This window comes from Chryseolinea lacunae, assembly GCF_016735595.1.
Lineage (GTDB): Bacteria > Bacteroidota > Bacteroidia > Cytophagales > Cyclobacteriaceae > Chryseolinea > Chryseolinea lacunae.
This window is the reverse complement of record NZ_JAERRB010000013.1, coordinates 53,447-77,596: the sequence shown is the minus strand read 5'-3', so window position 1 is coordinate 77,596 and position 24,150 is coordinate 53,447. Positions and strand designations below refer to the sequence as shown.

The 24,150-nt window shown below is 53.7% G+C and carries 18 protein-coding genes; 14 read left to right on the top strand and 4 right to left on the bottom strand.

From position 1 onward, the window contains the following. Nucleotide 1 precedes the first annotated feature (1 nt). The 12 genes from nuoD to JI741_RS26825 all read left to right on the top strand — a co-directional run bounded on the left by nuoD (nucleotide 2) and on the right by JI741_RS26825 (nucleotide 12,231). On the top strand, nucleotides 2-1,216 hold the full coding sequence (gene nuoD, locus JI741_RS26880; protein WP_202014886.1) for an NADH dehydrogenase (quinone) subunit D: 1,215 nt from the start codon (nucleotides 2-4) through the stop codon (nucleotides 1,214-1,216). A 13-nt stretch (nucleotides 1,217-1,229) separates the two neighbouring features. After that, a complete protein-coding gene (locus tag JI741_RS26875) occupies nucleotides 1,230-1,745 on the top strand; it encodes an NADH-quinone oxidoreductase subunit NuoE family protein (RefSeq protein WP_202014884.1) in 516 nt (171 codons plus the stop codon). Nucleotides 1,746-1,984: 239 nt separating this feature from the next. Further along, entirely contained in the window at nucleotides 1,985-3,349 is a 1,365-nt protein-coding gene (gene nuoF, locus JI741_RS26870; RefSeq protein WP_202014882.1) for an NADH-quinone oxidoreductase subunit NuoF, read from the top strand. Between the two features lie 60 nt (nucleotides 3,350-3,409). Then, nucleotides 3,410-4,417 carry an NADH-quinone oxidoreductase subunit G gene (locus JI741_RS26865; RefSeq protein WP_202014880.1) on the top strand — a complete coding sequence of 336 codons (1,008 nt, stop codon included), beginning with the start codon at nucleotides 3,410-3,412 and terminating at the stop codon, nucleotides 4,415-4,417. Beyond that, the gene (nuoH, locus tag JI741_RS26860; protein WP_202014878.1) at nucleotides 4,414-5,460 is read left to right on the top strand and encodes an NADH-quinone oxidoreductase subunit NuoH; all 1,047 of its coding nucleotides are present in this window, start codon (nucleotides 4,414-4,416) and stop codon (nucleotides 5,458-5,460) included. The genes JI741_RS26865 and nuoH overlap by 4 nt, the downstream gene beginning before the upstream one ends. Nucleotides 5,461-5,464: 4 nt before the next feature. Continuing rightward, nucleotides 5,465-6,034, top strand: coding sequence for a NuoI/complex I 23 kDa subunit family protein (locus JI741_RS26855; protein WP_236676294.1), 570 nt, complete (start codon nucleotides 5,465-5,467; stop codon nucleotides 6,032-6,034). 11 nt (nucleotides 6,035-6,045) lie between these two features. Next, on the top strand, nucleotides 6,046-6,552 hold the full coding sequence (locus tag JI741_RS26850; protein WP_369411871.1) for an NADH-quinone oxidoreductase subunit J family protein: 507 nt from the start codon (nucleotides 6,046-6,048) through the stop codon (nucleotides 6,550-6,552). 35 nt (nucleotides 6,553-6,587) lie between these two features. Next, nucleotides 6,588-6,890, top strand: coding sequence for an NADH-quinone oxidoreductase subunit NuoK (nuoK, locus tag JI741_RS26845; RefSeq protein ID WP_236676293.1), 303 nt, complete (start codon nucleotides 6,588-6,590; stop codon nucleotides 6,888-6,890). Between the two features lie 2 nt (nucleotides 6,891-6,892). After that, on the top strand, nucleotides 6,893-8,797 hold the full coding sequence (gene nuoL, locus JI741_RS26840; RefSeq protein ID WP_202014874.1) for an NADH-quinone oxidoreductase subunit L: 1,905 nt from the start codon (nucleotides 6,893-6,895) through the stop codon (nucleotides 8,795-8,797). Between the two features lie 22 nt (nucleotides 8,798-8,819). Beyond that, nucleotides 8,820-10,286 (top strand): complex I subunit 4 family protein, encoded by a 1,467-nt coding sequence (locus JI741_RS26835; RefSeq protein ID WP_202014872.1) that lies wholly within the window; start codon nucleotides 8,820-8,822, stop codon nucleotides 10,284-10,286. A 1-nt stretch (nucleotide 10,287) separates the two neighbouring features. Then, nucleotides 10,288-11,661, top strand: a complete 1,374-nt coding sequence (locus JI741_RS26830) for an NADH-quinone oxidoreductase subunit N (RefSeq protein ID WP_202014870.1) — start codon at nucleotides 10,288-10,290, stop codon at nucleotides 11,659-11,661. 141 nt (nucleotides 11,662-11,802) lie between these two features. Beyond that, a complete protein-coding gene (locus JI741_RS26825; protein WP_202014868.1) occupies nucleotides 11,803-12,231 on the top strand; it encodes a CBS domain-containing protein in 429 nt (142 codons plus the stop codon). A 95-nt stretch (nucleotides 12,232-12,326) separates the two neighbouring features. Here JI741_RS26825 and JI741_RS26820 read toward each other — a convergent pair whose 3' ends face one another. Together JI741_RS26820 and JI741_RS26815 are read right to left on the bottom strand one after the other, a co-directional pair. Then, nucleotides 12,327-12,917, bottom strand: coding sequence for an outer membrane beta-barrel protein (locus JI741_RS26820; RefSeq protein WP_202014866.1), 591 nt, complete (start codon nucleotides 12,915-12,917; stop codon nucleotides 12,327-12,329). 224 nt (nucleotides 12,918-13,141) lie between these two features. Further along, nucleotides 13,142-13,582, bottom strand: a complete 441-nt coding sequence (locus JI741_RS26815; RefSeq protein ID WP_202014864.1) for a peptidylprolyl isomerase — start codon at nucleotides 13,580-13,582, stop codon at nucleotides 13,142-13,144. Between the two features lie 128 nt (nucleotides 13,583-13,710). On the opposite strand from JI741_RS26815, the gene JI741_RS26810 reads away from it, so the two are divergent. Next, entirely contained in the window at nucleotides 13,711-13,968 is a 258-nt protein-coding gene (locus tag JI741_RS26810; protein WP_202014862.1) for a hypothetical protein, read from the top strand. 23 nt (nucleotides 13,969-13,991) lie between these two features. Further along, nucleotides 13,992-14,846: a pirin family protein gene (locus JI741_RS26805; RefSeq protein WP_202014860.1), complete on the top strand. Its 855-nt coding sequence runs from the start codon at nucleotides 13,992-13,994 to the stop codon at nucleotides 14,844-14,846. 78 nt (nucleotides 14,847-14,924) lie between these two features. On the opposite strand, the gene JI741_RS26800 is transcribed toward JI741_RS26805, so the two are convergent. After that, nucleotides 14,925-23,639, bottom strand: coding sequence for a GH36-type glycosyl hydrolase domain-containing protein (locus JI741_RS26800; protein WP_202014859.1), 8,715 nt, complete (start codon nucleotides 23,637-23,639; stop codon nucleotides 14,925-14,927). Nucleotides 23,640-23,728: 89 nt separating this feature from the next. Continuing rightward, nucleotides 23,729-24,064 carry a response regulator gene (locus tag JI741_RS26795; RefSeq protein WP_202014857.1) on the bottom strand — a complete coding sequence of 112 codons (336 nt, stop codon included), beginning with the start codon at nucleotides 24,062-24,064 and terminating at the stop codon, nucleotides 23,729-23,731. Nucleotides 24,065-24,150: the final 86 nt, after the last annotated feature.

Sequence of the window (24,150 nt, the reverse complement as noted above, 5' to 3'; positions counted from 1 at the left end):
TATGGAAGAAGTTAAGCAACAATTCACCGATCAAGCATACCAGGAAGAAGAAAAGCAGTACTCATATCTGAACCTTGGCCCGACTCACCCGGCCACGCACGGTATTTTTCAGAACGTACTGAAAATGGATGGCGAGATCATTGTGGATGCGGAACCTACCATCGGCTACATTCACAGAGCATTCGAAAAACTGGCCGAACGCCGCCCGTTCAACCAGATCACCCCCATCACCGACCGCATGAACTATTGCTCGGCCCCCATCAACAACCTGGGCTGGCACATGACGGTAGAAAAACTTATCGGCGCCGACATTCCCAAGCGCGTGCAATACATGCGCGTGATCATTATGGAACTGGCCCGCATCACCGACCACTTGATTTGCAACGCCGTGATCGGTGTAGACACAGGGGCCTTGACCGGCTTTGTGTATATGTTCCAACAGCGCGAGCTGGTGTATGAAATCTACGAAGAGATCTGCGGCGCCCGCCTCACGTCGAACATCGGACGGATTGGTGGTTTTGAGCGCGACTTCTCTCCGAAAGCATGGGAGAAAATCCATCGCTTCCTCAAAGAGTTTCCGAAAGTGCTGAAGGAGTTTGAAAACCTCCTGGAACGCAACCGGATTTTTATGGACCGCACCATTGGCGTGGGCGGCATCACAGGCGAGCGTGCGCTGGAGTATAGCTTCTCCGGACCAAACCTTCGCGCTGCCGGTGTTGACTACGACGTGCGCGTGGCGAGACCCTACAGCTCGTATGAAGACTTCAACTTCATCATCCCCGTGGGAACCAACGGCGACGTGTATGATCGCTTCATGGTGCGCCAGGGTGAGATGTGGGAAAGCCTCAGCATCATTGAGCAGGCCATTAAAAACATGCCCGACGGACCTTTCCATGCGAAAGTGCCTGATTTCTATTTGCCCCCCAAAGAAGAAGTATATAACAACATGGAAGCGCTCATCTATCACTTCAAGATTGTGATGGGTGAAACGGATGTGCCGAAAGGCGAAGTGTATCACTGTGTGGAAGGCGGAAACGGAGAACTCGGTTTCTACCTGATTAGCGACGGCGGACGCACTCCTTTCAGACTGCACATGCGCCGTCCTTGTTTCATTTATTATCAAGCGTACCCGGAGATGATCAAAGGCTCTATGTTGTCGGATGCGATTCTGACCATGAGTAGCATGAATGTGATTGCCGGCGAACTGGATGCCTGAGAAAACGGAAAAGATGGAAGAGATAAAATTTTCTGAACAGTCACTCGCGTTGGTGAACAGAATCATCAAGCGTTATCCTGAAGGAAGACAAAAGTCGGCGTTGCTGCCCGTGTTGCACGTGGCGCAGGCGGAGTTTAACGGATGGCTGAGCCCCCCGGTGATGGACTATGTGGCCTCGCTGCTGAGCATCAAGCCTGTGGAAGTATATGAAGTGGCGTCGTTCTATTCCATGTATAACCTGGAGCCTGTGGGCACGTGCCTCATTGAGGTGTGTCAGACCGGTCCGTGCTGGTTGCGCGGCTCCGACGACATTGTGGCCCATCTGGAAAACAAACTGAACATCAAAGTAGGGGAGACCACCGCCGACGGCATGTTCACCCTGAAAACGGTGGAATGTTTGGGCTCGTGTGGCACAGCACCGATGTTGCAGTGTGGTGCAAAGTATCACGAGAACCTGACCACCGACAAAGTGGACGCGCTGGTAGAAGACCTGCGCTCGGCCAATGTGCGCAGCACGTACATGAAGTGAGTTTGAATTTGTTTCGGCGTGGTGAAAGCCTTACGCAAACCAAAAAACGAAACTCGCGATCCGGCCAGGGATTGAAATGGAAAGCCCGAATGCGATGGGCGTGTGTGGTGGCCGGACTTGCAATGGAAAGCCCGATCCGCCAGCTGGCGGAGGCCGCCAAAAAATTGAATTGACATTTGCCGATCTCATGGAGAGAAGCGAATAAACAGAACATAAAAGATCAACGGAAACCAAAACCAATGGGCAAGAAGTTATTAACGGAAAACATCAACGTCCCTGGGATAGAAACGTTTGAGGTCTATCGCAAAAACGGCGGCTATGCTTCGGTGGAAAAAGCACTGAAGACGATGACGCCCGACGAGGTGACGGAAGAGGTGAAGAAGTCGGGATTGCGTGGACGGGGAGGTGCTGGTTTTCCGGCCGGCATGAAGTGGAGCTTTTTGGATCGCAAATCGGAGAAGCCACGCTACCTGGTGTGCAACGCCGACGAAAGCGAGCCGGGCACTTTCAAAGACCGTTACCTGATGGAGAAGATGCCTCACCTGTTGGTGGAAGGCATGATCACAGGCAGCTATGCCCTTGGCGCAAAGACCTCGTACATCTATATCCGCGGCGAGTACATGTACATTGTACGCATTCTGGAGAAGGCCATTGACGAAGCCTATGCCGCCGGATTTCTTGGACAAAATATTTTAGGCACAGGCTATTCGCTCGACCTCTATGTGCACCCCGGCGCCGGCGCCTATATCTGTGGCGAAGAAACCGCGTTGCTCGAATCGCTCGAAGGCAAGCGTGGCAATCCGCGGTTGAAGCCTCCGTTCCCTGCGGTGGCCGGTTTGTATGCCGCTCCCACGGTGGTGAACAACGTGGAGACTATTGCGGCCGTGGTTCCCATTGTGAACCTGGGTGGCGATGAATATGCAAAGACAGGCATCGGCAAGAGCACGGGAACAAAATTGATTTCGGCTAGCGGCCACATCAACAAGCCCGGCATCTATGAAATTGAACTGGGCTTGCCCGTAGAAGAATTTATCTACAGCGACGAATATTGTGGTGGCATCTGGAAAGGAAGAAAGATGAAAGCCGTTGTGGCCGGAGGTTCGTCCGTACCCATTTTGCCTGCCGACCTCATTCTGAAAACAGCCAAAGGCGAACAACGCCTCATGACCTATGAGTCACTTGCCGACGGCGGGTTTGTGAGCGGCACCATGTTGGGCTCGGGAGGTTTTATTGTCTATGACGAAACGGCCTGCATCGTGCGCAACCTGTGGACGTTTGCCCGCTTCTATCATCACGAATCGTGCGGCCAGTGCAGCCCTTGCCGTGAAGGCACCGGCTGGATGGAGAAAGTGTTGCACCGCATCGAGCACGGTCATGGCCATAGCGGCGACATTGACCTGCTGGTGGACGTGGCAAAGAAAATTGAAGGCAACACCATTTGCCCGTTGGGTGACGCAGCAGCCTGGCCTGTAGCCAGTGCGATACGTCACTTCCGCGAAGAATTTGAATATCACGTGAAGTATCCCGAGAAAGTGAAGAACCCGAAACACTTTGAAGTGGAGCCCTTTGTTTCTGAAAAGAAACTGGAGGCAGTGGGAGCCTGATAGGGAAGCGACACAAAACAAAAATAGATCAAAAGCAAGAACCGATAACGCAAGAGCGACATGGCAAAAGTAACGATAGACGGTGTGGAGGTTGAGGTAGCCGATGGCACCACAATTTTGAATGCAGCGCGACAGATTGGTGGCGACCTCGTGCCGCCCGCGATGTGTTACTACACCAGTTTGAAAGACAGTGGCGGAAAGTGCCGCGTGTGCCTGGTGAAGGTGACGCAGGGCTCGGCCAAAGATCCGCGCCCCATGCCCAAGCTGGTGGCCTCGTGCCGCACGCCCGTGATGGATGGCATGGTGGTGCAAAACATCACCTCGCCCGAAGTGCTGGAAGCCCGCAAAGGCGTTGTAGAATTTTTGCTGCTGAACCACCCGCTGGATTGCCCCATCTGCGACCAGGCCGGCGAATGCGATTTGCAGAACCTGGCCTACGAACACGGAGCAGCCAAAACCCGCTATGAAGAAGACCGCCGCACGTTCGAGAAAATCGACATTGGCGACAAGATAAAACTGCACATGACGCGCTGCATTCTGTGCTATCGCTGCACCTATGTGGCCGACCAACTCACCGACGGCCGTGTGCACGGCATCATGAACCGCGGCGACAAATCGGAGATCAGCACCTACATCGAGAAAGCGGTAGACAACGACTTCTCGGGCAACATGATTGACGTGTGCCCCGTGGGCGCGCTCACCGACAAGACCTTCCGCTTCAAGAGCCGTGTGTGGTTCACCAACCCGCAAGATGCGCACCGCGATTGCCCCAAGTGTTCGGGCAAAGTGGTGTTGTGGATGAAGGGCGACGATGTGCTGCGCGTTTCTGCGCGCAAAGATCAATATGGCGAAGTGAAAGAGTACATTTGCAACGAATGCCGCTACGACCACAAGAACGTGGCGGACTGGACGGTGGAAGGCCCTCGCCACATAGACCGTCACTCGGTGATTGCACAGAATCACTACGAGCGCACCGACCTGCTGGCGATGAAGAAAGAGATTGAACGTCAGATTGAATTTGAAAAAGGAAAAACACTACCCGAACCTAATCCTTCGCTAACGGCATGATTTCATCCTTCCTGATTTATAAGACCATTTTGGTGGTGGCCGTGTTCGCGATCACCTTGTTTGTGGCGGCCTACTCCACGTATGCCGAGCGCAAGGTCGCTGCCTTTTTGCAGGACCGTGTTGGCCCGGACCGTGCGGGACCCTTTGGCATGTTTCAGCCGCTGGCCGATGGGTTGAAGTTCATGATGAAAGAGGAGATTATACCGGACTCTGCCAATAGATTTTTATTTATCCTGGGGCCATCCATTGCGATGCTCACGGCATTGATGGCGGGTGTGGTGATTCCCTGGGGAAATACACTGGTGATCAATGGCGAGTCGTATACACTTCAGATCGCTGAACTCAACATCGGCATTTTGTATGTGTTCGCCGTAGTGTCCATTGGCGTGTACGGCATCATGATTGGTGGCTGGGCGTCGAACAATAAGTTCTCGTTGCTGGGCGCCATTCGTGCCTCGGCACAAATGATCAGCTATGAAATTGCCATGGGGCTTTCGATCATCGCGTTGGTGATTACAACCGGCACGTTGAGTTTGCGCGAGATCAGCCTGTTGCAAGCCGGTGGTGTGGGAAGCGACTGGAATTTTTGGAATGTGCTCTATCAACCTGTGGGCTTCATCATCTTCCTGATCTGTGCCTTTGCAGAATGTAACCGCACCCCGTTCGACTTGCCCGAGTGCGAGACAGAACTTGTGGGGGGCTATCACACGGAGTATAGCAGCATGAAGCTTGCGCTGTATTTGTTTGCCGAATATGTGAACATGTTCATCTCGTCGGCAGTGATCTCGATCCTGTATTTTGGCGGCTTCAACTTCCCGTTCATGAATGACCTGGGGTTGGATCAAAATACCATCACCATTCTGGGTACGGTATTCTTCTTTGCAAAAATCACCTTCTTCATATTCTTCTTCATGTGGATTCGCTGGACCATTCCACGTTTCCGCTACGATCAGTTGATGAACCTCGGATGGAAAGCGCTGATACCGCTGGCGGTGATCAATATATTTATTACGGGACTAGTGATGATTTTAACCAGCAAATAAGCCCATGCAAGCCTTAACCAATCGCTCGAAAGTAGTAGTGAAGAAAGAGATGAGCTTCCTGGAGCGGATCTATTTGCCCGCCATTCTGGGAGGTGTAGTCATCACCATCAAACATTTGTTCAAGAAGAGCGCCACGGTGCGCTATCCTGAAAAGAAACGCGAGATCAGCCAGATATGGCGCGGACAACACACCCTGAAACGCGACGAAAAAGGAGCGGAGCGCTGCACAGCCTGTGGCTTGTGTGCTGTGGCCTGCCCGGCAGAAGCCATCACCATGACGGCCGCCGAGCGTGTGAAAGGCGAAGAGAATTTGTATCGTGAAGAGAAATACGCCTCCACCTACGAAATCAACATGCTGCGCTGCATCTTCTGCGGCTTGTGTGAAGAAGCATGTCCAAAGGAGGCGATCTTCCTCACCGATCGCATTGTGACGACGGATTATGCCAGAGGCGAATTCATTTACGGTAAAGATAAATTGGTGGAGCCTGTTGATGCACGCGTGGATGTGACCCCGCGCCAGACGGCCGCCGTGCTTGAATTCAAAACGCAAAAGCAATTCAGTCATAACAAATAACCTATTTCGCAGTGCCGACGCTAAACCTGTTTTACTTTCTCTCATTCGTAGCCGTACTCTCCGCCCTGCTGGTCGTGTTTTCGAAAAACCCGATGCACAGTGTATTGTATCTCATCATCACGTTTTTCGCCATCGGCGGACACTATCTGTTGATGAACGCGGAGTTTCTGTTTGTGGTGCACATCATTGTGTATGCCGGCGCGATCATGGTCTTGTTCCTCTATGTGATAATGCTGCTGAACCTGAACCAGGAATCGGAGCCACACAAGAGCACCGTGTTGAAGTTTGCCGCTACCATTTGCGGCGGGCTGCTGTTGCTCATTCTGGTGGCTGCGTTCAAAGGCGCGGATCAACTTCCCGCAGCGGCAACCGAACACACCGTGGGCTATGTGAAAAGCCTGGGCATGGTCCTGTTCACCGAATATCTTCTCCCCTTCGAAATAACCTCGGTGTTGTTGTTGGCCGCCATGGTGGGCGCCGTGATGTTGGGAAAACCCGAGCGCCTGAACAAAGGATGATTTGACCAAAAGTTGACATACGAAAAAAAGCATACATGATTCCTATAGACTATTACCTCTGGCTTAGTGCGACCCTGTTCACCATCGGTGTGCTGGGCGTTTTATACCGCAGGAATGCCATCATTGTTTTTATGTGCATCGAGCTGATGTTGAATGCCGTGAACCTGGTGATGGTGGCGTTTTCGAACTATATGAACGATGCCGCCGGACAGGTGTTTGTGTTTTTCATCATGGCCGTGGCCGCAGCCGAAGTGGCGGTGGGCCTCGCGATCCTCATCATGATGTATCGCATCACACGCACAACCGATATTAATATTTTGAATCGCTTAAAATGGTAGGGATGGATGCTCTGATAACCCTTATTCCTGTATTGCCCTTGCTGGGCTTTCTCATCATCGCCCTCAGCGGACGCAGACTGGGACACGGCGCGGCTTCTTTTGTGGCCTGTGGCGTTGTGTTCCTCGCCTTCATATTCGCCATCGTGGCGTTCACCCAACTCATTTCCATGCCCGAAGACCACCGCTATTTTTCGGTGCTGGTGTTCGACTGGATTCACACGGCGGGCTTCTCGGCCGACATCAGCTTCCTGGTAGATCCGTTGTCGGGCTTCATGCTGCTCATCATCACCGGTGTGGGCTTTCTCATTCACCTGTATTCCATCGGCTACATGCACGACGATGCAGGCTTCAACAAGTTTTTCTCGTACCTGAACCTGTTTGTGTTCTTCATGCTGTTGCTTGTGATGGGTTCCAACTACCTGCTCATGTTTGTGGGCTGGGAAGGCGTGGGCCTTTGCTCGTATCTGCTTATCGGCTTCTGGTTCAAGAACCACGACTATAACAAAGCGGCCAACAAAGCTTTCATCATGAACCGCATTGGCGACCTTGGGCTTATCCTGGGCGTTGTGTTGATCTTTGTTCACTTCGGCAGCATCAACTATGTTGACGTGTTTCCCAAAGCCGCTTCCGTAGACGCATCCATGATCACGCTCATCACCGTGTTGCTGTTTATCGGCGCGATGGGAAAGAGCGCGCAGATCCCATTATACACATGGTTGCCCGATGCCATGGCGGGTCCTACGCCCGTGTCGGCACTCATCCACGCCGCCACCATGGTGACGGCCGGTATCTATATGGTGGCGCGCAACAACGTGCTCTATTCGCTGTCGCCTGCTGCGATGCAGCTGGTGTTGATTGTGGGCCTGGCCACGGCGCTGTTTGCAGCAACCATTGCCATTGCACAAAACGATATTAAGAAAGTGCTGGCCTATTCCACCGTCAGCCAACTGGGGTTGATGTTTGTGGCGTTGGGTGTGGGTGCTTATTCAACGGGCATCTTCCACATGGCCACGCACGCGTTCTTCAAGGCGCTGTTGTTCCTCGGGGCCGGTAGCGTGATTCACGCGTTGCAAGGCGAACAGGACATTCGCAACATGGGTGGGTTAAAGAAACATTTGCCCATCACCTACATCACATTCCTCGCGGGTGTGCTGGCCATTTCGGGTATTCCCCCGTTTGCCGGTTTCTTCTCGAAAGATGAAATTCTGGCGCAGGCTTTTGCACAGAATCCTGTGGCGTGGGGTGTGGCGCTGGTGGCGTCGTTGCTCACATCGTTCTATATGTTCCGGTTGTTTTTCCTCACGTTCTTTGGTGCGCCCCGTGCGAGCCACGACGTGATGCATCACATACACGAATCGCCCAAGAGCATGTCGGTGCCGTTGATGGTGCTGGGCGTGTTGTCGGTGATTGGCGGGTTCATGAACATTCCCGAAGTGTTGGGAGGTTCGGCCTGGTTAAATGAATTTATGTCGCCGGTGTTTGCGCCGTCGAAAGCCATATTGGAACATCACCACCTCGATCACGCCACAGAGTTTGGTTTGATGGGTGTAGTGATCGTGCTCACGCTGGTGATGATCGGTATTGCCTACGTGATGTATGTAAAGAAAAATCAGGTGCCTGCCGCAGAAGGAGAAGCTATTGGCGGACTCCACAACACGGTGCTGCACAAATATTATATCGACGAGCTCTACGACGGCATTGTGGTGAAACCGCTTTTCTGGTTCTCGAAAAAGTTTGACGATGTGGTGGAACGCCTCGGTGTTGACGGCCTCGTGAATGCATTTGGTGGTGCCGTGGTGAAAGCCAGTCAGGGCATGCGCCTGTTGCAAAACGGAAGCATCGGCTTCTACATCTTTGTGATGGCCATCAGCATTATTCTGATGTTGACCTTTTTTGTGATCCGGTAGTCTTTTTGAGTGAGATAAAATTATGATGATATTGTTTTTACTTTCCTGGCCCTTACTCGCATCGCTGCTGCTGTTTGCGTTCAAGCCCAAGCAAGCGTGGGTAGTGGCCTTCGTCGCATCCCTCATTGAATTGGTGGCGTCGCTGGTGCTGGTGTTTCAGTTCGACAAGAGCGCTGCTGTGGAGTATGCTATCAACGTTCCGTGGATCGCTTCCCTGGGTGTGAACTTCGCCATTGGTTTTGATGGCATCAGCTTGTTGCTGGTGTTGCTCACCACGGTGTTGGTTCCGTTCATCATTCTTTCATCCACAAAGCATTCGTACAGCTCGGCCTTCTACGGTTTGGTGCTCATGATGCAGATGGCCCTCATCGGCGTGTTCACCGCCATGGATGGATTTCTGTTCTATCTGTTCTGGGAAATTGCCCTCATTCCGATCTACTTCATCTGTTTGATCTGGGGTGGCGAAGACCGCGGCCGCATCACACTGAAATTTTTTATCTACACCCTGGCGGGCAGCTTGCTCATGCTGGTGGCGTTGATCTATCTCTACTTCCAGACACCCGGATCGCACAGCTTCGAAATTCAGGCGCTGTATGAAGCCGGTCGCGCCTTGCCGCTGGCCGAACAAGGCTTCATTTTCTGGGGCTTGTTCATTGCCTTTGCCATCAAGATGCCGGTGTTCCCGTTTCACACGTGGCAACCCGATACGTATAGCGTAGCGCCTTCGCAGGGCACCATGCTGTTGTCGGGCATCATGTTGAAGATGGGCTTGTATGGCGTGATCCGCTGGCTTGTGCCGGTGGTGCCTGCCGGTGTGCACGAGTGGGGCATGACGGCCGTGGTGTTGTCGGTGATCGGCATCATCTATGGATCGTGCATCGCCATCGTTCAAAAAGATTTTAAACGACTCATTGCCTATTCATCCATTGCCCACGTGGGGCTGATCTCTGCAGGTATCTTCACACTGAACAAAATTGGTGTGCAGGGTGCGTTGATCCAGATGTTGAGCCACGGCATACTCGTGTTTGGGTTGTTCTATGGCATCGACATCATTGAAACCCGCGTGAAGACGCGCACGCTGTCGGCGTTGGGTGGCATACGCCATGTGGCGCCGGTGTTTTCGGCAGTGTTCACGGTGGTGATGCTGGGCACGTTGGCCTTGCCGTTCACCAGCGGCTTTGTCGGCGAGTTTTTGCTGATCAACTCTATCTTCCAATACAACGCCATTCTCGGGGCGGTAGGTGGTCTCACGATCATTCTCGGCGCCGTGTATATGTTGCGCAGCTTTCAACAAGCCATGTTGGGTGAAACCAACAGCACAACCGAATCTTTCGTGGACCTGAGTGGTCGCGAAAAGCTGGTGTTGTTCCCTATCGTGGTCATCATCATTGTGATGGGCATATATCCCGATCCATTGCTGTCGATTTCCGAATCGGCCGTGACGAATCTTTTATCGATTGTTCAAGAATTTTCCGCTTCTGCAAAATAGTATGAATGCACTGCTGGTCATTTGTGGTCTAGGTTTCGTATCGCTTCTCGCCGAGATCGCCAATTTTAAAAAGTTGCTCACCGTGCTGGTCATCCTGGCACTTGCTGCCGCCGTGGTGCTGGTGGTGCTCGACTGGAACACGTCGCAGTCGCTCTATCACGACATGGTGGTGTTCGACAATTTTGCACTGGGCTTCACCGGTCTGTTGTGTCTGGTCACGCTCGGTTGGTATTGGATGACCCGCGACTTCTTCGAAAATCACCCGCACCAATCCGATCGTTTGGCGTTGGTGGTGTTTGCATTGGCCGGGGGCATCATCATGGTGTCGTTCAACAACATGGCCATGCTGTTTCTGGGCATCGAGATTTTGTCGATATCGCTTTATGTGCTGGCTGGCAGCAATAAAGCCAGCCTGCTTTCGAATGAGGCGGCTTTCAAGTATTTCCTCATGGGATCGTTCGCCACGGGCTTCCTGCTGATGGGCATTGCCCTGGTGTATGGCGCAACCGGTTCGTTCGACATCACCAAAATATCGGCGCACGTGGCGTCGCATGCCGACAGCCTCCCGCGCTTTTTCCACGCCGGTGTGTTGTTGATTTTTGTAGGCATGACATTCAAGATCTCTGCGGTTCCTTTTCACTTCTGGGCTCCTGATGTATATGAAGGATCGCCCACACCCGTAACGGCCTTCATGTCGACCGTGGTGAAGACGGCAGCGTTGGCGGCGTTCTTCCGGATGTTTGCATCGTGCTTTGCATCGGTCGAAGCATCCTATCACATCGTGCTTCAGGTCATCATTGTGCTCACGCTGGTGGTGGCAAACGTAACGGCGGTGTATCAGGGCAGTGTGAAAAGAATACTGGCCTACTCCAGCGTAGCGCACGTGGGCTACATATTGTTGGCCATCATGTCGTCGGGCAGTGCAGCTTCGGGCGTGTTGTTCTACTACATGGCATCCTATTCCGTGGCCTCTATCGCGGCCTTCGCGGTGTTGCAGGCCGTGGAGTTGTCGTCGGGTAGCACGGGCGTGGACGCCTTCAACGGGCTCTATCACAGAAATCCTTTCCTGGCGGTGGTCATGACCATTGCCATCCTTTCGCTGGCGGGCATTCCGCCGTTGGCCGGCTTCTTTGGAAAATACCTGGTCTTTGCACAGGCCTTGCAGCATGGCTATCTGCCCTTCGTCATTCTGGGTGTGCTCACCTCGCTCATTGGTATCTACTACTATTTCAAAGTGCTCATCGCCATGTATCGCGCGGAAAAGGAGGGACCCCGTCCCGACAAATATTCCACGGTGCTGCTGGTGTTATTGGTGGCGGCCATCCTGGCGCTGGGAATATTTCCCGACCACGTGATCGGCCTGCTGAGACTCTAAACCCTTTTGTGTGCGCACAAATCCACCTCCGGGCCATAGCCACGGGGTGCTTTGCATGTTCTAACACCTTCTGAAAGAGCGTGTTGTTTTGCTTTTCTTTTTCAAAAAAGTTATATTCAATCGATTGAATTTAAACAGCCTATGGGAAAAGTAAATGACATTTTGCAAGGTAAAGGACGGAACGTATTTTCCGTTGACCCCGACACAATGGTGTATAGTGCCATTGAACTGATGTGTGCAAAGAACATCGGTGGCCTCATGATCGTCGAGCACGGAAAGCTCGTCGGTATCTTCACAGAACGCGACTATGCGCGCAAGCTCATCCTGAAAGGGAAGTCCTCCAAAGACACACCCATCAAAGAGTTGATGACGCACAAGCCCTTCACGGTGACTCCCGAAAACAGTATTGAAGAGTGCATGGGACTGATGACAGCCAAACACATCCGGCACTTGCCCGTGGAAGAAGACGGCGTGCTGGTGGGCATGATCTCCATTGGCGACGTGGTGAAGTTTGTCATTGAAGAACAGAAGAACATCATCGAACACCTGGAAAGTTATATATCACGCTAAGGCATTGTTTCGGGTTCTTGTCCCGAAAACGCTTTACAAGAAAAAGGGCCGCTTGAATTTTCAAGCGGCCCTTTTCTATTTCGTAAGAGGCTTTGTTAGAAGCGGAACGAAACGCCCAGGTTCACGTCGCTCATGTTGTCATAGCCCGTTTCGAGGTATGCGCCAAAGGAGTCAGTGAAGTAGTAGCGTGCACCCACTTTCACAGCAACGTTCACTTCTGTTGCAGTGTCGTCGCCAAAACCGGCGTTGCTCACGGCACGATTGCGGAGGGCCAAGCCTGCGCCTGCATACACGTCGAGTTGTTTCACCGGAATGAGTTTGTTGAAGTGATAGTAGCCCATCACCGCCATATGGAACGCAGTGATTTTTGCTTTCTCGGCATTACCGTTGTACTTGTAAGAACCACCTGTGATGCCCAGCTCGCCACCGATGCCCACTTCATCCATGATGCCGTGTTCGTATTTTGCGTAGAGCACAGGGAGTGAAGAGTGGCTGCCATAGCCGTTCCAATAGCCAACTGGTTTGTTGGGGAAACCCAGACCGAAAGATAGAATGCCAGTCGACTTGGAGTAAGATCCACTGTTTCTTGACTTGTAAGGAGAGTTATAGAACGCCTTACCACTTTGTGCCTGGAGAGCACCTGCGGACAACATTCCAGCCAAAACTAAAAAGACTACTTTTTTCATTTGTTTGTAAAGTTTATTTAAGTTCAAATTCATGCAATTTCTGTTCCTCAAATCTAGGAGTGTAACGGAAATAAATCAAAATGGATATAGGTGACCCAAAGCCATTTTTCTACCACCCGGCTAATAATACGCCTGTTCAAACAGTCCTCACCTTGGGGCGTTGAGTATACACCTTGAGGTGGCGCAATAAACAGGTTCAGATTGGTCAGTGATTATGGATAGGTCTATGCCTCGTCCAGAATCACAACCTTCTCCATCACGTCGCCCTGGCGCACAGCATCAATCACGTCGAGACCTTCATACACCTTGCCGAACACGGTGTGGTTACGGTCCAGATGTTTGGTGTTGTCGCGGCTGTGGCAAATAAAGAACTGCGAACCACCCGTGTTGCGTCCGGCATGCGCCATAGATAAAACACCGCGATCGTGGTATTGGTTATCGCCCGTGAGCTCGCAATTGATATGGTAGCCGGGGCCGCCGTTGCCAATGCCGTTGGGGCATCCGCCCTGGATAACAAAGTTGGGGATGACCCGGTGGAAGGTGAGGCCGTCGTAAAATCCTTTTTCCGCCAGGGTGATGAAATTCTTCACGGTGTTGGGGGCATCTTTCTCGAAGAACTTAATCTTCATGACGCCTTTTTTAGTATGAATTTCTGCGATCTTCATGGTATTTGAATTTAGGCCGCAATTTAGCACGAGATATTCATTTTGATAGCCGAAATTTGAATTTGACAAGCGTAGGCACACAGTTTTCGGTGTCTGCCACGGGCCGCCTTATACTCATTTTCTTTGCCATGAAAAAGTGTATTACCCATAAAAAAATGTATGCCACACAGACCCTGGCCGAAGATGCCCTCATCGACGCGCGGGCGCGCTTTCACTATCGCGGGCAGCAGGGACCGGTGGCCGTTTACAAATGCGACGAATGCGGACAATATCACCTCACCTCGCAAGGCGACATGAATGCACGCCTCTCGCAAGACATTGCCGCCGGAAAGATTGACCTGCAAAAGGAAGCCAATCACTGGCTCGATAAAATGAAAAAGCGTTAACAGCGCATAACCCCAAAACCCTCATGAAAAGCATCACAAGAATTCACACGGCGCACTATCAACCCATCGCCGACCTGGTCACCTACACGGCCATGCCTGCAGGAAGCCTGGAGCATATCGATCCGTTTCTGTTACTTAACCACCACGGCCACCAGGTCTATTCAAAACACAACCATGGCCTGCCCTTTGGGCCACACCCGCACCGCGGCATGGAAACCGTCACGTTTATTCTGGAAGGCGACATCATGCACCGCGACTCGGGCGGTCACGAAAGTGTTATTGAAAGCGGCGGCGTGCAATGGATGACGGCCGGCAGCGGCCTCATTCACGCAGAAACTTCTTCCGATCGTTTCAGAAGCGAAGGCGGCCCGCTGGAGATACTGCAACTGTGGCTAAACCTCCCCGGTCGCCTGAAGATGACCGCACCAAAATATACGGGTCTTCAAAAGGACAATATCCCCTCCGTTGCGTTAGACAACGGCAACGTGACCCTGAACATGATCTCCGGCAACTGGCAAGGCAACACCGGAGCATTCACCTCACTGACCGGCATTGCGTTGAGCACCGTCTATTTCAAGGCAGGAGGGAAGCTGAACACAACAGTGCCCGCTGACGAAAACATTTTGTTTTATGTGATCCGTGGCAGCCTGAAGGTGAACGAAGCAACCGCAGAAACCCATCAGCTGGTGGAGTTCGGACAGGAAGGCGACGATCAACTGGCCATTGAAGCCACCGACGACAGCACACTGCTCTTCGGCCATGGCGCACCGCTGCACGAAACCATTGTGGCGCAGGGCCCCTTTGTGATGAACACCGCCGAAGAGATTGCCGAAGCCTATAGCGACTATCGCGAAGGCAAGTTTGGCACGTGGGGTTAGGGTGAGCGAAGGCTGTTAAAACAAAAAGAGACCGGCGTCGATAACAATCGCGCCGGCCTCTTTTGTATGAAGCATACCTTATTGTTTCAGTTCCAGTGTTTCGGGCGTGCGTGACACAACGCGTGTCCATTTCAGAATCACTTCGTGGCGCACCTTGTCGTCTTTCAGCAGCACAACGTTGGAAGGCTGCATCACGCCGTCAACTTCCGCGGTGTTTTCGAAAGGATCGTGTTGCACGGTGATGTGATAGTCGGTTTCCAGATAGCGATAGCGCAGGTTGAACGAAGGCCAGCTGTCGGGAACACACGGCAGCACCGAGAGTTTGTCGCCCTCGCGTTTCAACCCCAGGAACGATTCCAGAATCAGTTGATACATCCACCCTGCCGAGCCGGTATACCACGTCCAGCCACCGCGTCCCGTGTGAGGATAAACGCCATAGACATCGGCCGCCATCACATACGGCTCCACTTTGTAGACAGCCACATCAGCTTCGGACTTGCCGTGTTGAATGGGGTTTATCATATTCAACAACTCCCACGTGTGGTGGCGATCGCCAAGCTTTGCGAAGGCCATCACCATCCAGATGGCAGCATGTGTATACTGCCCGCCATTCTCGCGCACACCGGGAACATACCCCTTAATATAGCCCGGATCCATTTCACTCTTGTCGAACGGAGGTTCCAGCAATTGAATCAGTTTCTTGTCTTTGTTGATGAGGAATTGATCGACCGACTTCATGGCCAGTTGCACGCGTTCAGGATCACCGGCACCCGAGAGAATGGACCAGCTTTGCGCGATAGAATCAATACGGCATTCGTCATTATCGGAAGAGCCCAGGGGAGTGCCGTCGTCGAAATAGGCGCGGCGATACCACTGTCCATCCCAGGCATTTTTATTAATGTTCTGTTTCAGCAACGATGCGTTTTGTTTGCAAACATCAACAAAGGCCAGATCACTCTGCGACTCGGCCAGCGGAATGAAACGGTTCAGCACATCATAGAGGAAAAACGCGAGCCAAACGCTTTCGCCTTTGCCGTGAATGCCCACCATGTTCATGCCGTCGTTCCAATCGCCCGAGCCAATGAACGGAAGCCCGTGCTTGCCATAGTGCAACGCGCGTTGTATGGCGCGCTTGCCGTGCTCATAGATGCTGCCGCGCCGTTCAGACACAAGCGGAAGATCGTAGTACGATTCTTCCTGTGCATTCAACGGTCGCCCTTCGAGAAACGTCGTCGTTTCGGTCAACACAGACGCGTCGCCGGTTGTGGCCACATACCGACTGGTGACATAGGGGAGCCAGAGAAAATCGTCGGAGCAAAGCGTGCGCACGCCGCGGCCCACGGGCGGATGCCACCAGTGTTGTGCATCGCCTTCCTGGAATTGTCGCGACGCGGCCAACAGAATCTGCTCGCGGGTGAGTTCGGGTTCGGCATGAAGCAACGCCAACGTATCCTGCAACTGATCGCGGAAACCAAACGCGCCACCCGATTGATAGAAACCACTGCGTCCCCACAAGCGACACGACATCACCTGATATTGCAGCCAGCCATTGGTGAGAATGTTCAACGACGTGTCGGGTGTTTCAATCTGAATGGTGCCCAGTGTATGATTCCAGAAGGCTTTCACTTTTTTCAATTCGGCAGCAGCACCGTCGTTGTCGCGGAACTGGCGGATGAGAAGCTCCACTTCGTGACGATCGCGGCCTGCACCCATGGTGAAGATCACCTCGCGTGTAGCACCCGGCTCCAGTTCGAACGGAACCTGCAACGCCGTGCAAGGGTCAGTGCCCGCGCCATAGCGACCCGAAAGTTTTGCGCGGCGCATGCCGTCTGGATTTTTCAGAGAGCCGTTGCGGCCAACAAACTCTGTGCGGTCGGTGGTGAACGTATAGTGCGCTTCGTCCACATCGAAGAAGGCCATGCGGTTGGGAAACTCGGTGTTGTAGGAATTTTTGATGAGCAACGTGCCGGTGCGTGTTTCCAACTCCGACACAATGTGCATCGCCGACTTGGAGCGCAGGTTGCCCAACACCCACTCGGCATAGCCCGTCACCGAAAGCTTGCGGGCTTTGGCTGAGTTGTTCCTGATTTTGATGACCATGAATTTGACAGACGCTTCCTTCGCCACAAACGTACACGCCTCCGAGGCGATGCCGTCGTGTGCATAGTCGAACGAGCTATAGCCAAAACCATGACGTGTGGTGTAGCCATCAATGCCCGGTGCGGGCCCCGGCATGGGCGACCAGAACTCGCCGTTCTCTTCGTCGCGCAGGTAATAGGCTTCGCCACTGGCGTCGCTCACCGGATCGTTGTGCCATGGCGTGAGACGGAATCCGTGTGCATTTTCAGACCACGTATACGACGGACCGTTCTCGGTGATGATGGTGCCGAAGTTTGGATTGGCAATGACATTGATCCACGGCAGCGGCGTGGTTTGATTCACACCCGAATGGATCACATACTCTTTTCCATCGGCAGAGAATCCACCACGGCCATTAAAGAACTGAAGCGTATTGTTAACCGGCATCTTCGCTTTGGTGACCGGCGCCGGAAGCGTGGTTGGCGTGAGGTAGGGGATGACCTGCTTCGAGGTGGTGCGCTTGTTCATCTGGTCTTCCAGCGTGCCACGGCTATCGGAAATGATGACGCGTGCCACGGCCTGCAACAGAATGCGATCTTCGGTCGACACCTGGTCGACGGGCCGCACAAATATTCTTCCCTGCTTGTCGGACGTGTTGGTGCCAATACCCGCCGCGATGAGCCCTTGAATCTGGTCCTGCAACAACTGGCGGTAGCCGCTCGGATCTTCATTGAGAATGACAAGGTCGGCAGCAAGACCTTTCAAATGCCAGTAGGCTTGCGCCTGAATGAGTTGTTTCACCAGCGTGATGTTGGCACTGTCCGACACATGCAGCAACACAATGGGCAGATCGCCCGAGATGGAATAGCTCCACAACGCCGACTGTCCGCGTTGATTCTTGAGCAACACACCCGACGCTGCGCGCAGGGCTGGGTTGGTGTAGATGACAGAGCTGGCCAGGCGTCCATACAGCTCGGCCTCGGCCTCCGTAGCGTTGATCTGACGCAGCACCACCTGGCTATGCGTCCACGACAACTCGAACGCGCGGTCGCGAAGGTGCAGATCCTGGTAGCGGTCAATGAGGTTCTGGCTGGCCTCGCGTGTGTCGGCAATGCCGGTAATGATGTCGATGGTCACGATCTCGTCGGGCTGGAGGCTGAGACGATACTGGATGGCCACGATAGGATCGAGCACCGAACCCTGCGAACCCGACAACGGCGAGTCGCTGTCCATCACATGCGGATGGCGCACAGTGTGGCCACGGCCAATAAACTTGAGCCGGTCGGTTTCATAGGAAATGGTGTGGGCCTGCGGCGTGTTCACCTTCATGAGGTGGAACATAAACGGCGGACGTTCATCCTTCGAGCGCGGGCGACGTGTGCAGAGCAACGCTTGTTGCTGCGACAGAATTTCCGTTTGCACAAAAAGATTGCTGAACGTGGGATGCGCCGCATCGGCCACCGGAATGGCCAGCACCACTTCGGCATAGCTGGTAAACTCCAGGCGGCGATATTCTTTCGAACGGTTGGTGATGTGAATCCTCCTGATTTCGATATCGTCTTCGGGAGACACAATCACTTCCGTATACGTTTCAATATTCTCATCGCGTCGGCGATATTCCACACGGCCTTGCGAGAACACGGCGGTGTATTGATCGGCCTCCTTCGCGGTGGGCTGGTGCGTGTTTGACCAGAACACATCCGAATTCAAATCGCGGATGTAGCAGAAAGCACCCCACGTGTCGGTGGTGGTGTCTTCGCGCCAGCGCGTCACGGCCATCTCTTTCCAGCGGCTGTAGCCGCCCCCCGCGTTGGTCATCATCACATGATAGCGCCCGTTCGACAACAACTGCACTTCCGGTGTGGGCGTATGCGGTGTGTGGATCACGCGGATCTGCGAATGCAGGGCAATGGGCGTGATGTCTTCCATTTCGGTAGAAGCCGAATAGTAGCCAATGGCTTTCGGCACTTGTTCCTGCAACAGCAAAAGCGCGGTTTGAAACTGAGCGTCGGCTTCGAAACGTTTTTGCATGGGCTGGTCGAGCAGCAGGTAGGCCAGCGAAAGCAGCCCCATGCCCTGATGGTGGGCCATAAACGTTTGAATGACCACGCGCGATTGCCCGCGCGGCAATCGCGCCGGCGTGTAATCTATCGATTCGAAAAAGCCGAACTTCCCTTCAAAGCCTTCTTCCTGCAACCTGCGAAGGTTGCTATAGGATGCCTTGGGATCGATCATCAAGGCCATCACCGTAGCATAAGGCGCAATGACCAGGTCCAACCCAAGCCCGCGTTTAAAGCCCAGCCCGGGCACGCCAAAGGCGCGGTATTGATAGGTGAGGCTGGCGTCAACAATGTTGTAGCACGACTCGGAGATGCCCCAGGGTACCCGTTGCTGGCGGCCGTATTCAATCTGTTTCTTCACGGTGCCTTTGCAGGTTTCGTCCAGCAAGGTGTTTTCGTAGGTGGGCATCACCAGCACGGGCATGAGGTATTCGAACATGGAACCGCTCCACGACAACAACACCGGAGTGTTGTCGGCCGTGGTGAGGCGACGGCCCAGGGCAAACCAGCTTTCTTGGGGAAGCTTGCCTTGCGCAATGGCCACAAACACACCGAGGCGTGCTTCGGAAGCCAGCAGGTCGTAGAAGCTCGCGTCGCGATGATTCTCGTCCACGTTGAAGCCGATGGCCAGCAGGCGTTGCGACTTGTCGTAGAGGAAGCCATATTCCATGTCGGCAAACTGTTCCGCCTGGTTGGCGAGATCCTGAATCACGGCCATGCGCGCCCGCGCATGTTCGCTGGCGGTGGCGCAATGTTTTTCTATGCTTTCTATCCAACGCTGTTCAAGGTCGGTGCCCATTCGCAGCGCTTCAAAATGTTCTTTGTGAATCTTGGGCCACGACGCCACCTGGAGCAGCGTAGGGATTTCTTTTGGAAGCACGGCGGCGCAACGTTCGGTGGGCGCCGTCAGCACGATCCATGGCGTGAGCATGGCAAACTCCTGGGCCACACGCTTCAGTTGTTCGGCGCAGGCCGATAGCCAGAATTGCAACTCGCTGTCGGTTTGGTCGCGCAGTTCGTCGTGCACGTTCTGGAAGCGCGACGCAAAGGTTTCCCACCGCGTGGCGGCGGTCACCACGTCCACGTTGGCAATAGGGTTACCGTTGTTGAACTCGTCGCACAGTGCGGCGAGGCCTGCATGTTTGTTGTTGTTTTGAATGGCGGCCAGCCGCAGTGTGTCGTGTAGGCCGTCCCACACGTGAACGGAAATTATTTTTGACGAAGGCAATGCCAGAAGGCCTTGACGCAAGGTGAGAAGGTGACCGGCAAAGTTTCCACTGTCCACCGTGGAGATGTAGCGCGGGTTCAGGGTGTGCAGGGTCTGCGTGTCATACCAGTTATAGAAGTGGCCGAGATAGCGATCCATCACGGCAAGCGTGCCAAAGGTGTTGGTGGTGCGTTCCAGTAAAGTGGACACGGTGCTGTAGCCAAAGTCCACCGCCGTGAGGTTGGCCAGCAGCGACAAGCCGATGTTGGTGGGCGACGTGCGATGGGCCACCACGGGAATAGGATATTGCTGAAGATTATCCGGCGGAAGCCAATGATCTTCTTTGGTGACGAGGCTTTCGAAAAACGCCCACGTTTTGCGGGCCAGCTCGCGCAGATACAGCTTCTCGTCTTCGTTAATCGACGAGCGCTGCGGAGGCAAGGGTCGACTGAGCCACCACACCAGCGAAGGCGACACGGCCCACACCAGCACAAAGGGAAACGCGATCCACAAGGCTTCGGGTTTGTATTGCCACAGGTAAGCAAAAATCAAAAACGACGACAGCGTAGACACCCACATCATCATATAAGCATCGCCAGGACTTTCCGTTTTCTTTTGCACAAAGCCCGACGGATTCCACTCCAGCAACTTGCGCCGGCTGATGTAGATGCGCCACAGCGTTCGCACAATGGCGTCGAGGCTCATAAAGGCTTCGAAGGGCAGGCACACCAGGGTGAACAGGGCCTGCAACATATTTTTATAGGTAGCCAGGAAGGAGTTGTTGAGGTGCTGGCCATAGGTGATCTCCGGTGGCTTGCGCAGACCACTCCACGTAGATTGCAACAACGACGGCAACATCACCATGCCAATGGTGATGAGCGTCCAGAACCAGGGATCGGGCATCAGCGTCCAGCCCAGCACGAGGATGGCCATGAACGCGATGGGAATAATGCTGCGCCGCAGATTGTCGAAGATCTTCCAGCGCGACAGGGCGGAGATGGAATTTTTAGTGAATCTTTTTTTGGCACCGGGCACAAACGGAAGGAACCAGTTGGCAATCTGCCAGTCACCACGCGTCCAGCGGTGGCGTCGTGCGGCGTCCATGCTGTAGCGCGAAGGATATTCTTCGTAGAACTGCACGTCGCTGGCAAACCCGCAGCGTGCATACGAACCTTCCAGCAAATCGTGACTGAGAATCCGGTTCTCCGGGAAACGCGCGCCAACGGCTTTCTCGAAAGCGTCTACGTCATAAATCCCTTTCCCGATAAACGATCCTTCTTCAAACACATCCTGATAAAGATCGGACGTGACGCGTGTATAGGGATCGATGCCCGAGTCGGTTTCGTGCATACGCGTGTAGCGCGAGCGCACGGCCCCGTGCAGGCTCACGGCAATGCGCGGTTGAATGATGCCATAGCCTTCCACCACGCGCTTCAGCTTCTCGCTGTAGCGCGCCTGGTTGAGCGGGTGCGCCATCAGGCCCACAAGCTTCCATGCGGCGTCGCGGGGCAGTTGAGTGTCGGTGTCGAGTGTGATCACAAACTTCACGTTGGTGAAGAACCGTTCGTGACCTACAATGTGCGAGAAGCGATCTTTGCCTTCGCCTTTCAGAAGTTGGTTGAGGTCGCCCAGTTTGCCGCGCTTGCGTTCATAGCCCATCCACACCTTGTCGCGCGCATTCCAGACCCGGGGCCGGTGAAAGAGGCAAAACGCGTCGGGATTCTTCGCCGCATATTTCACATTGAGCGCGTTGATGCTCTTCTCCACAAAATCAATCAGCGCCGCGTCGTCGGGCATCACTTCCTGGGGAGCATCCTTGAAATCGGTCAGCAATCCAAAAATAAGATTCTTGTCGCGGTTGGCCAGGAAGCGCACTTCCAGATCTTCCACCAAACCAGCCGCCTGCTTCACGTTGGCGATGATGGTAGGCACCACCACCAGCGTGCGATTCTCCGGCGGAATGCCCGTAGAAAAATCCATGCGGGGCAAAGGCTTGGGCGCCGCCAGCACAGTAGCCCACCAGTTGATCAGCGCCAGCGCCAGATGGCTTGCGCCCAGCGTGGCCAGCACGCCGATAACAATCAGCAACGTGTCGCGAAGGCCATCGTCGTAGGCTTTGGAAATGAACGCATAGCTGACCACCGCCACAATGAGCAGGGCCACCGAGAAGTACAGCACACGTGCGCTCTTCGATAAAAATCTTTCCAGCGCCTGAAACGAATTCAACTTCATCTTCGACGCCTTCTCCGTCTGCGTCACACCACGGCCCACCAGATAGTAGCCCACGTGTGCCTTGCGCGTGTCGGAGGGATTAGACGCTGCGCTGCTCCGGGCCAGGTCAATGGCCGTGCGGGCCACTTCATACTCCGACAGCGTGCTGCGCTTGGCAATTTTTTCGACCGCGTGCCGGTAGTTGTCGCGCGTATAGAAATCCATCTTTGGATACACACCATCCACATCGCTCAGCAACGTCTGCTCCACAATGCTCATGGTCTCCACAAACTCGCGCCAGTCCATCTTGGCGAGGAAGCGCAGGCTGTTAATGCTGTTGCTCATCGACAATTGGTCGGCCGCCTGTTTCTGATTCTCCTGCAGCACCATCAGGTTGATGGTGGTGGCAATTTCGGAGAGGTGTTGTTCAAGCCAGGTGAGGGGCAAGGTTAGGTCGAGGCCCTTCCATTGCAGCTTGCGTGTGAACTCGGCCACAAACGCACTCACCATGGGCGGATTGGAACGCGCCATGTCGGCAATGGTGATCACAAGGTCTTTGGGATTTTCTTCGGCGGTTTGAATAACACGGTCACCCCATTCCGTGGCGAGGTCTGCGTCCACCCTGTCAACAGCAATGCGCGCGGCCACGCGGCTAAGGTTTTCCAAGAGCGCCAGTCGCAGCAGGATGGGAATGGCCCACAATTCGCCCAGCGTGAGGAAATTCACTTTCTGGTAGGCAGCAATAAAACTGCTGAGGCTGTTGATATCCACCCGGCCATCGCTGTGCGAGATGATCTGGATGGCGATGTCATACACTCTGGGAAAGCCTGCAGCCGGACCGTTGCTGAGGCGGGGCAGGCCTTTGCTATAGCCTTTGGGCAAATAGCGTTTGCCTATGCGTATTTGATCTTCAATTAAATAGAAGTTGTCGAGCAGCCATTCGCCGGCGGGCGTGATGGCTTTTTTTTCGCGCACCGAATCGTGCAGGAGCGAGGTGACGTGAAAGAGAATGCTTTCATTTTCAGCCAGGCGTTTCAGCAAAAGTTCGGGTGCCTGTTCGGTGCTGACCGTGTGGGTGGCGGCGAGGTGTTGCGCCAGTTGCTCCATTTGTTCGGTGCTGAAGAGTTCGGAGCGGAGGGGAGGCTTTTCGTTTACGTCTTGCCTCACAAAGTTATCTTTTTGAAAGCGTTGCAGAAGGGGGGATAGAATTTCGTCAAGAGTTGCTTTCGCTTTCATGTTTAAGGATTTGATTCGTCATAATAAAAAAGTAATCTCCGCTTGCGCAGAGAAAAATTTTGTAACGGCGCTGAAGATCACGGTGTGCCTCAGCTGAACATTTTGGTGAGCTCTTCCCACAACACGGGCTTCTCGAGAATGCGAAAAGCCGACGCCGACGTTTTGGGCACGTCGAGGGCGCTGATGAGGTTGAGTTGTGTTTGCGGGTAGTTCACCAGAATGAACTCCGTTTTGCCCCAGCCCAGGCCATCGGGCAGGTTGTTGTCGAGGAAGATGTAGTCGGGCTTCTGCTCTTCCAGCAGCCGCATGCCTTCGGCGATGGTGTGCGCCACGTAGACATCGTATTTTTTTGGTGTGAAGAAATGCTTCATGAGGATGCCCAGGTCCTCTTCATCGTCAATGATCAGCACTTTTTTGTTTTTCATATGGTTTCACTTGGCCACGGTAGTGTAAAAACCTTACCAGAAATTGAGCGGGGAAAGCGGCCCCTGTGGGGAGGCAATGGGGTGAG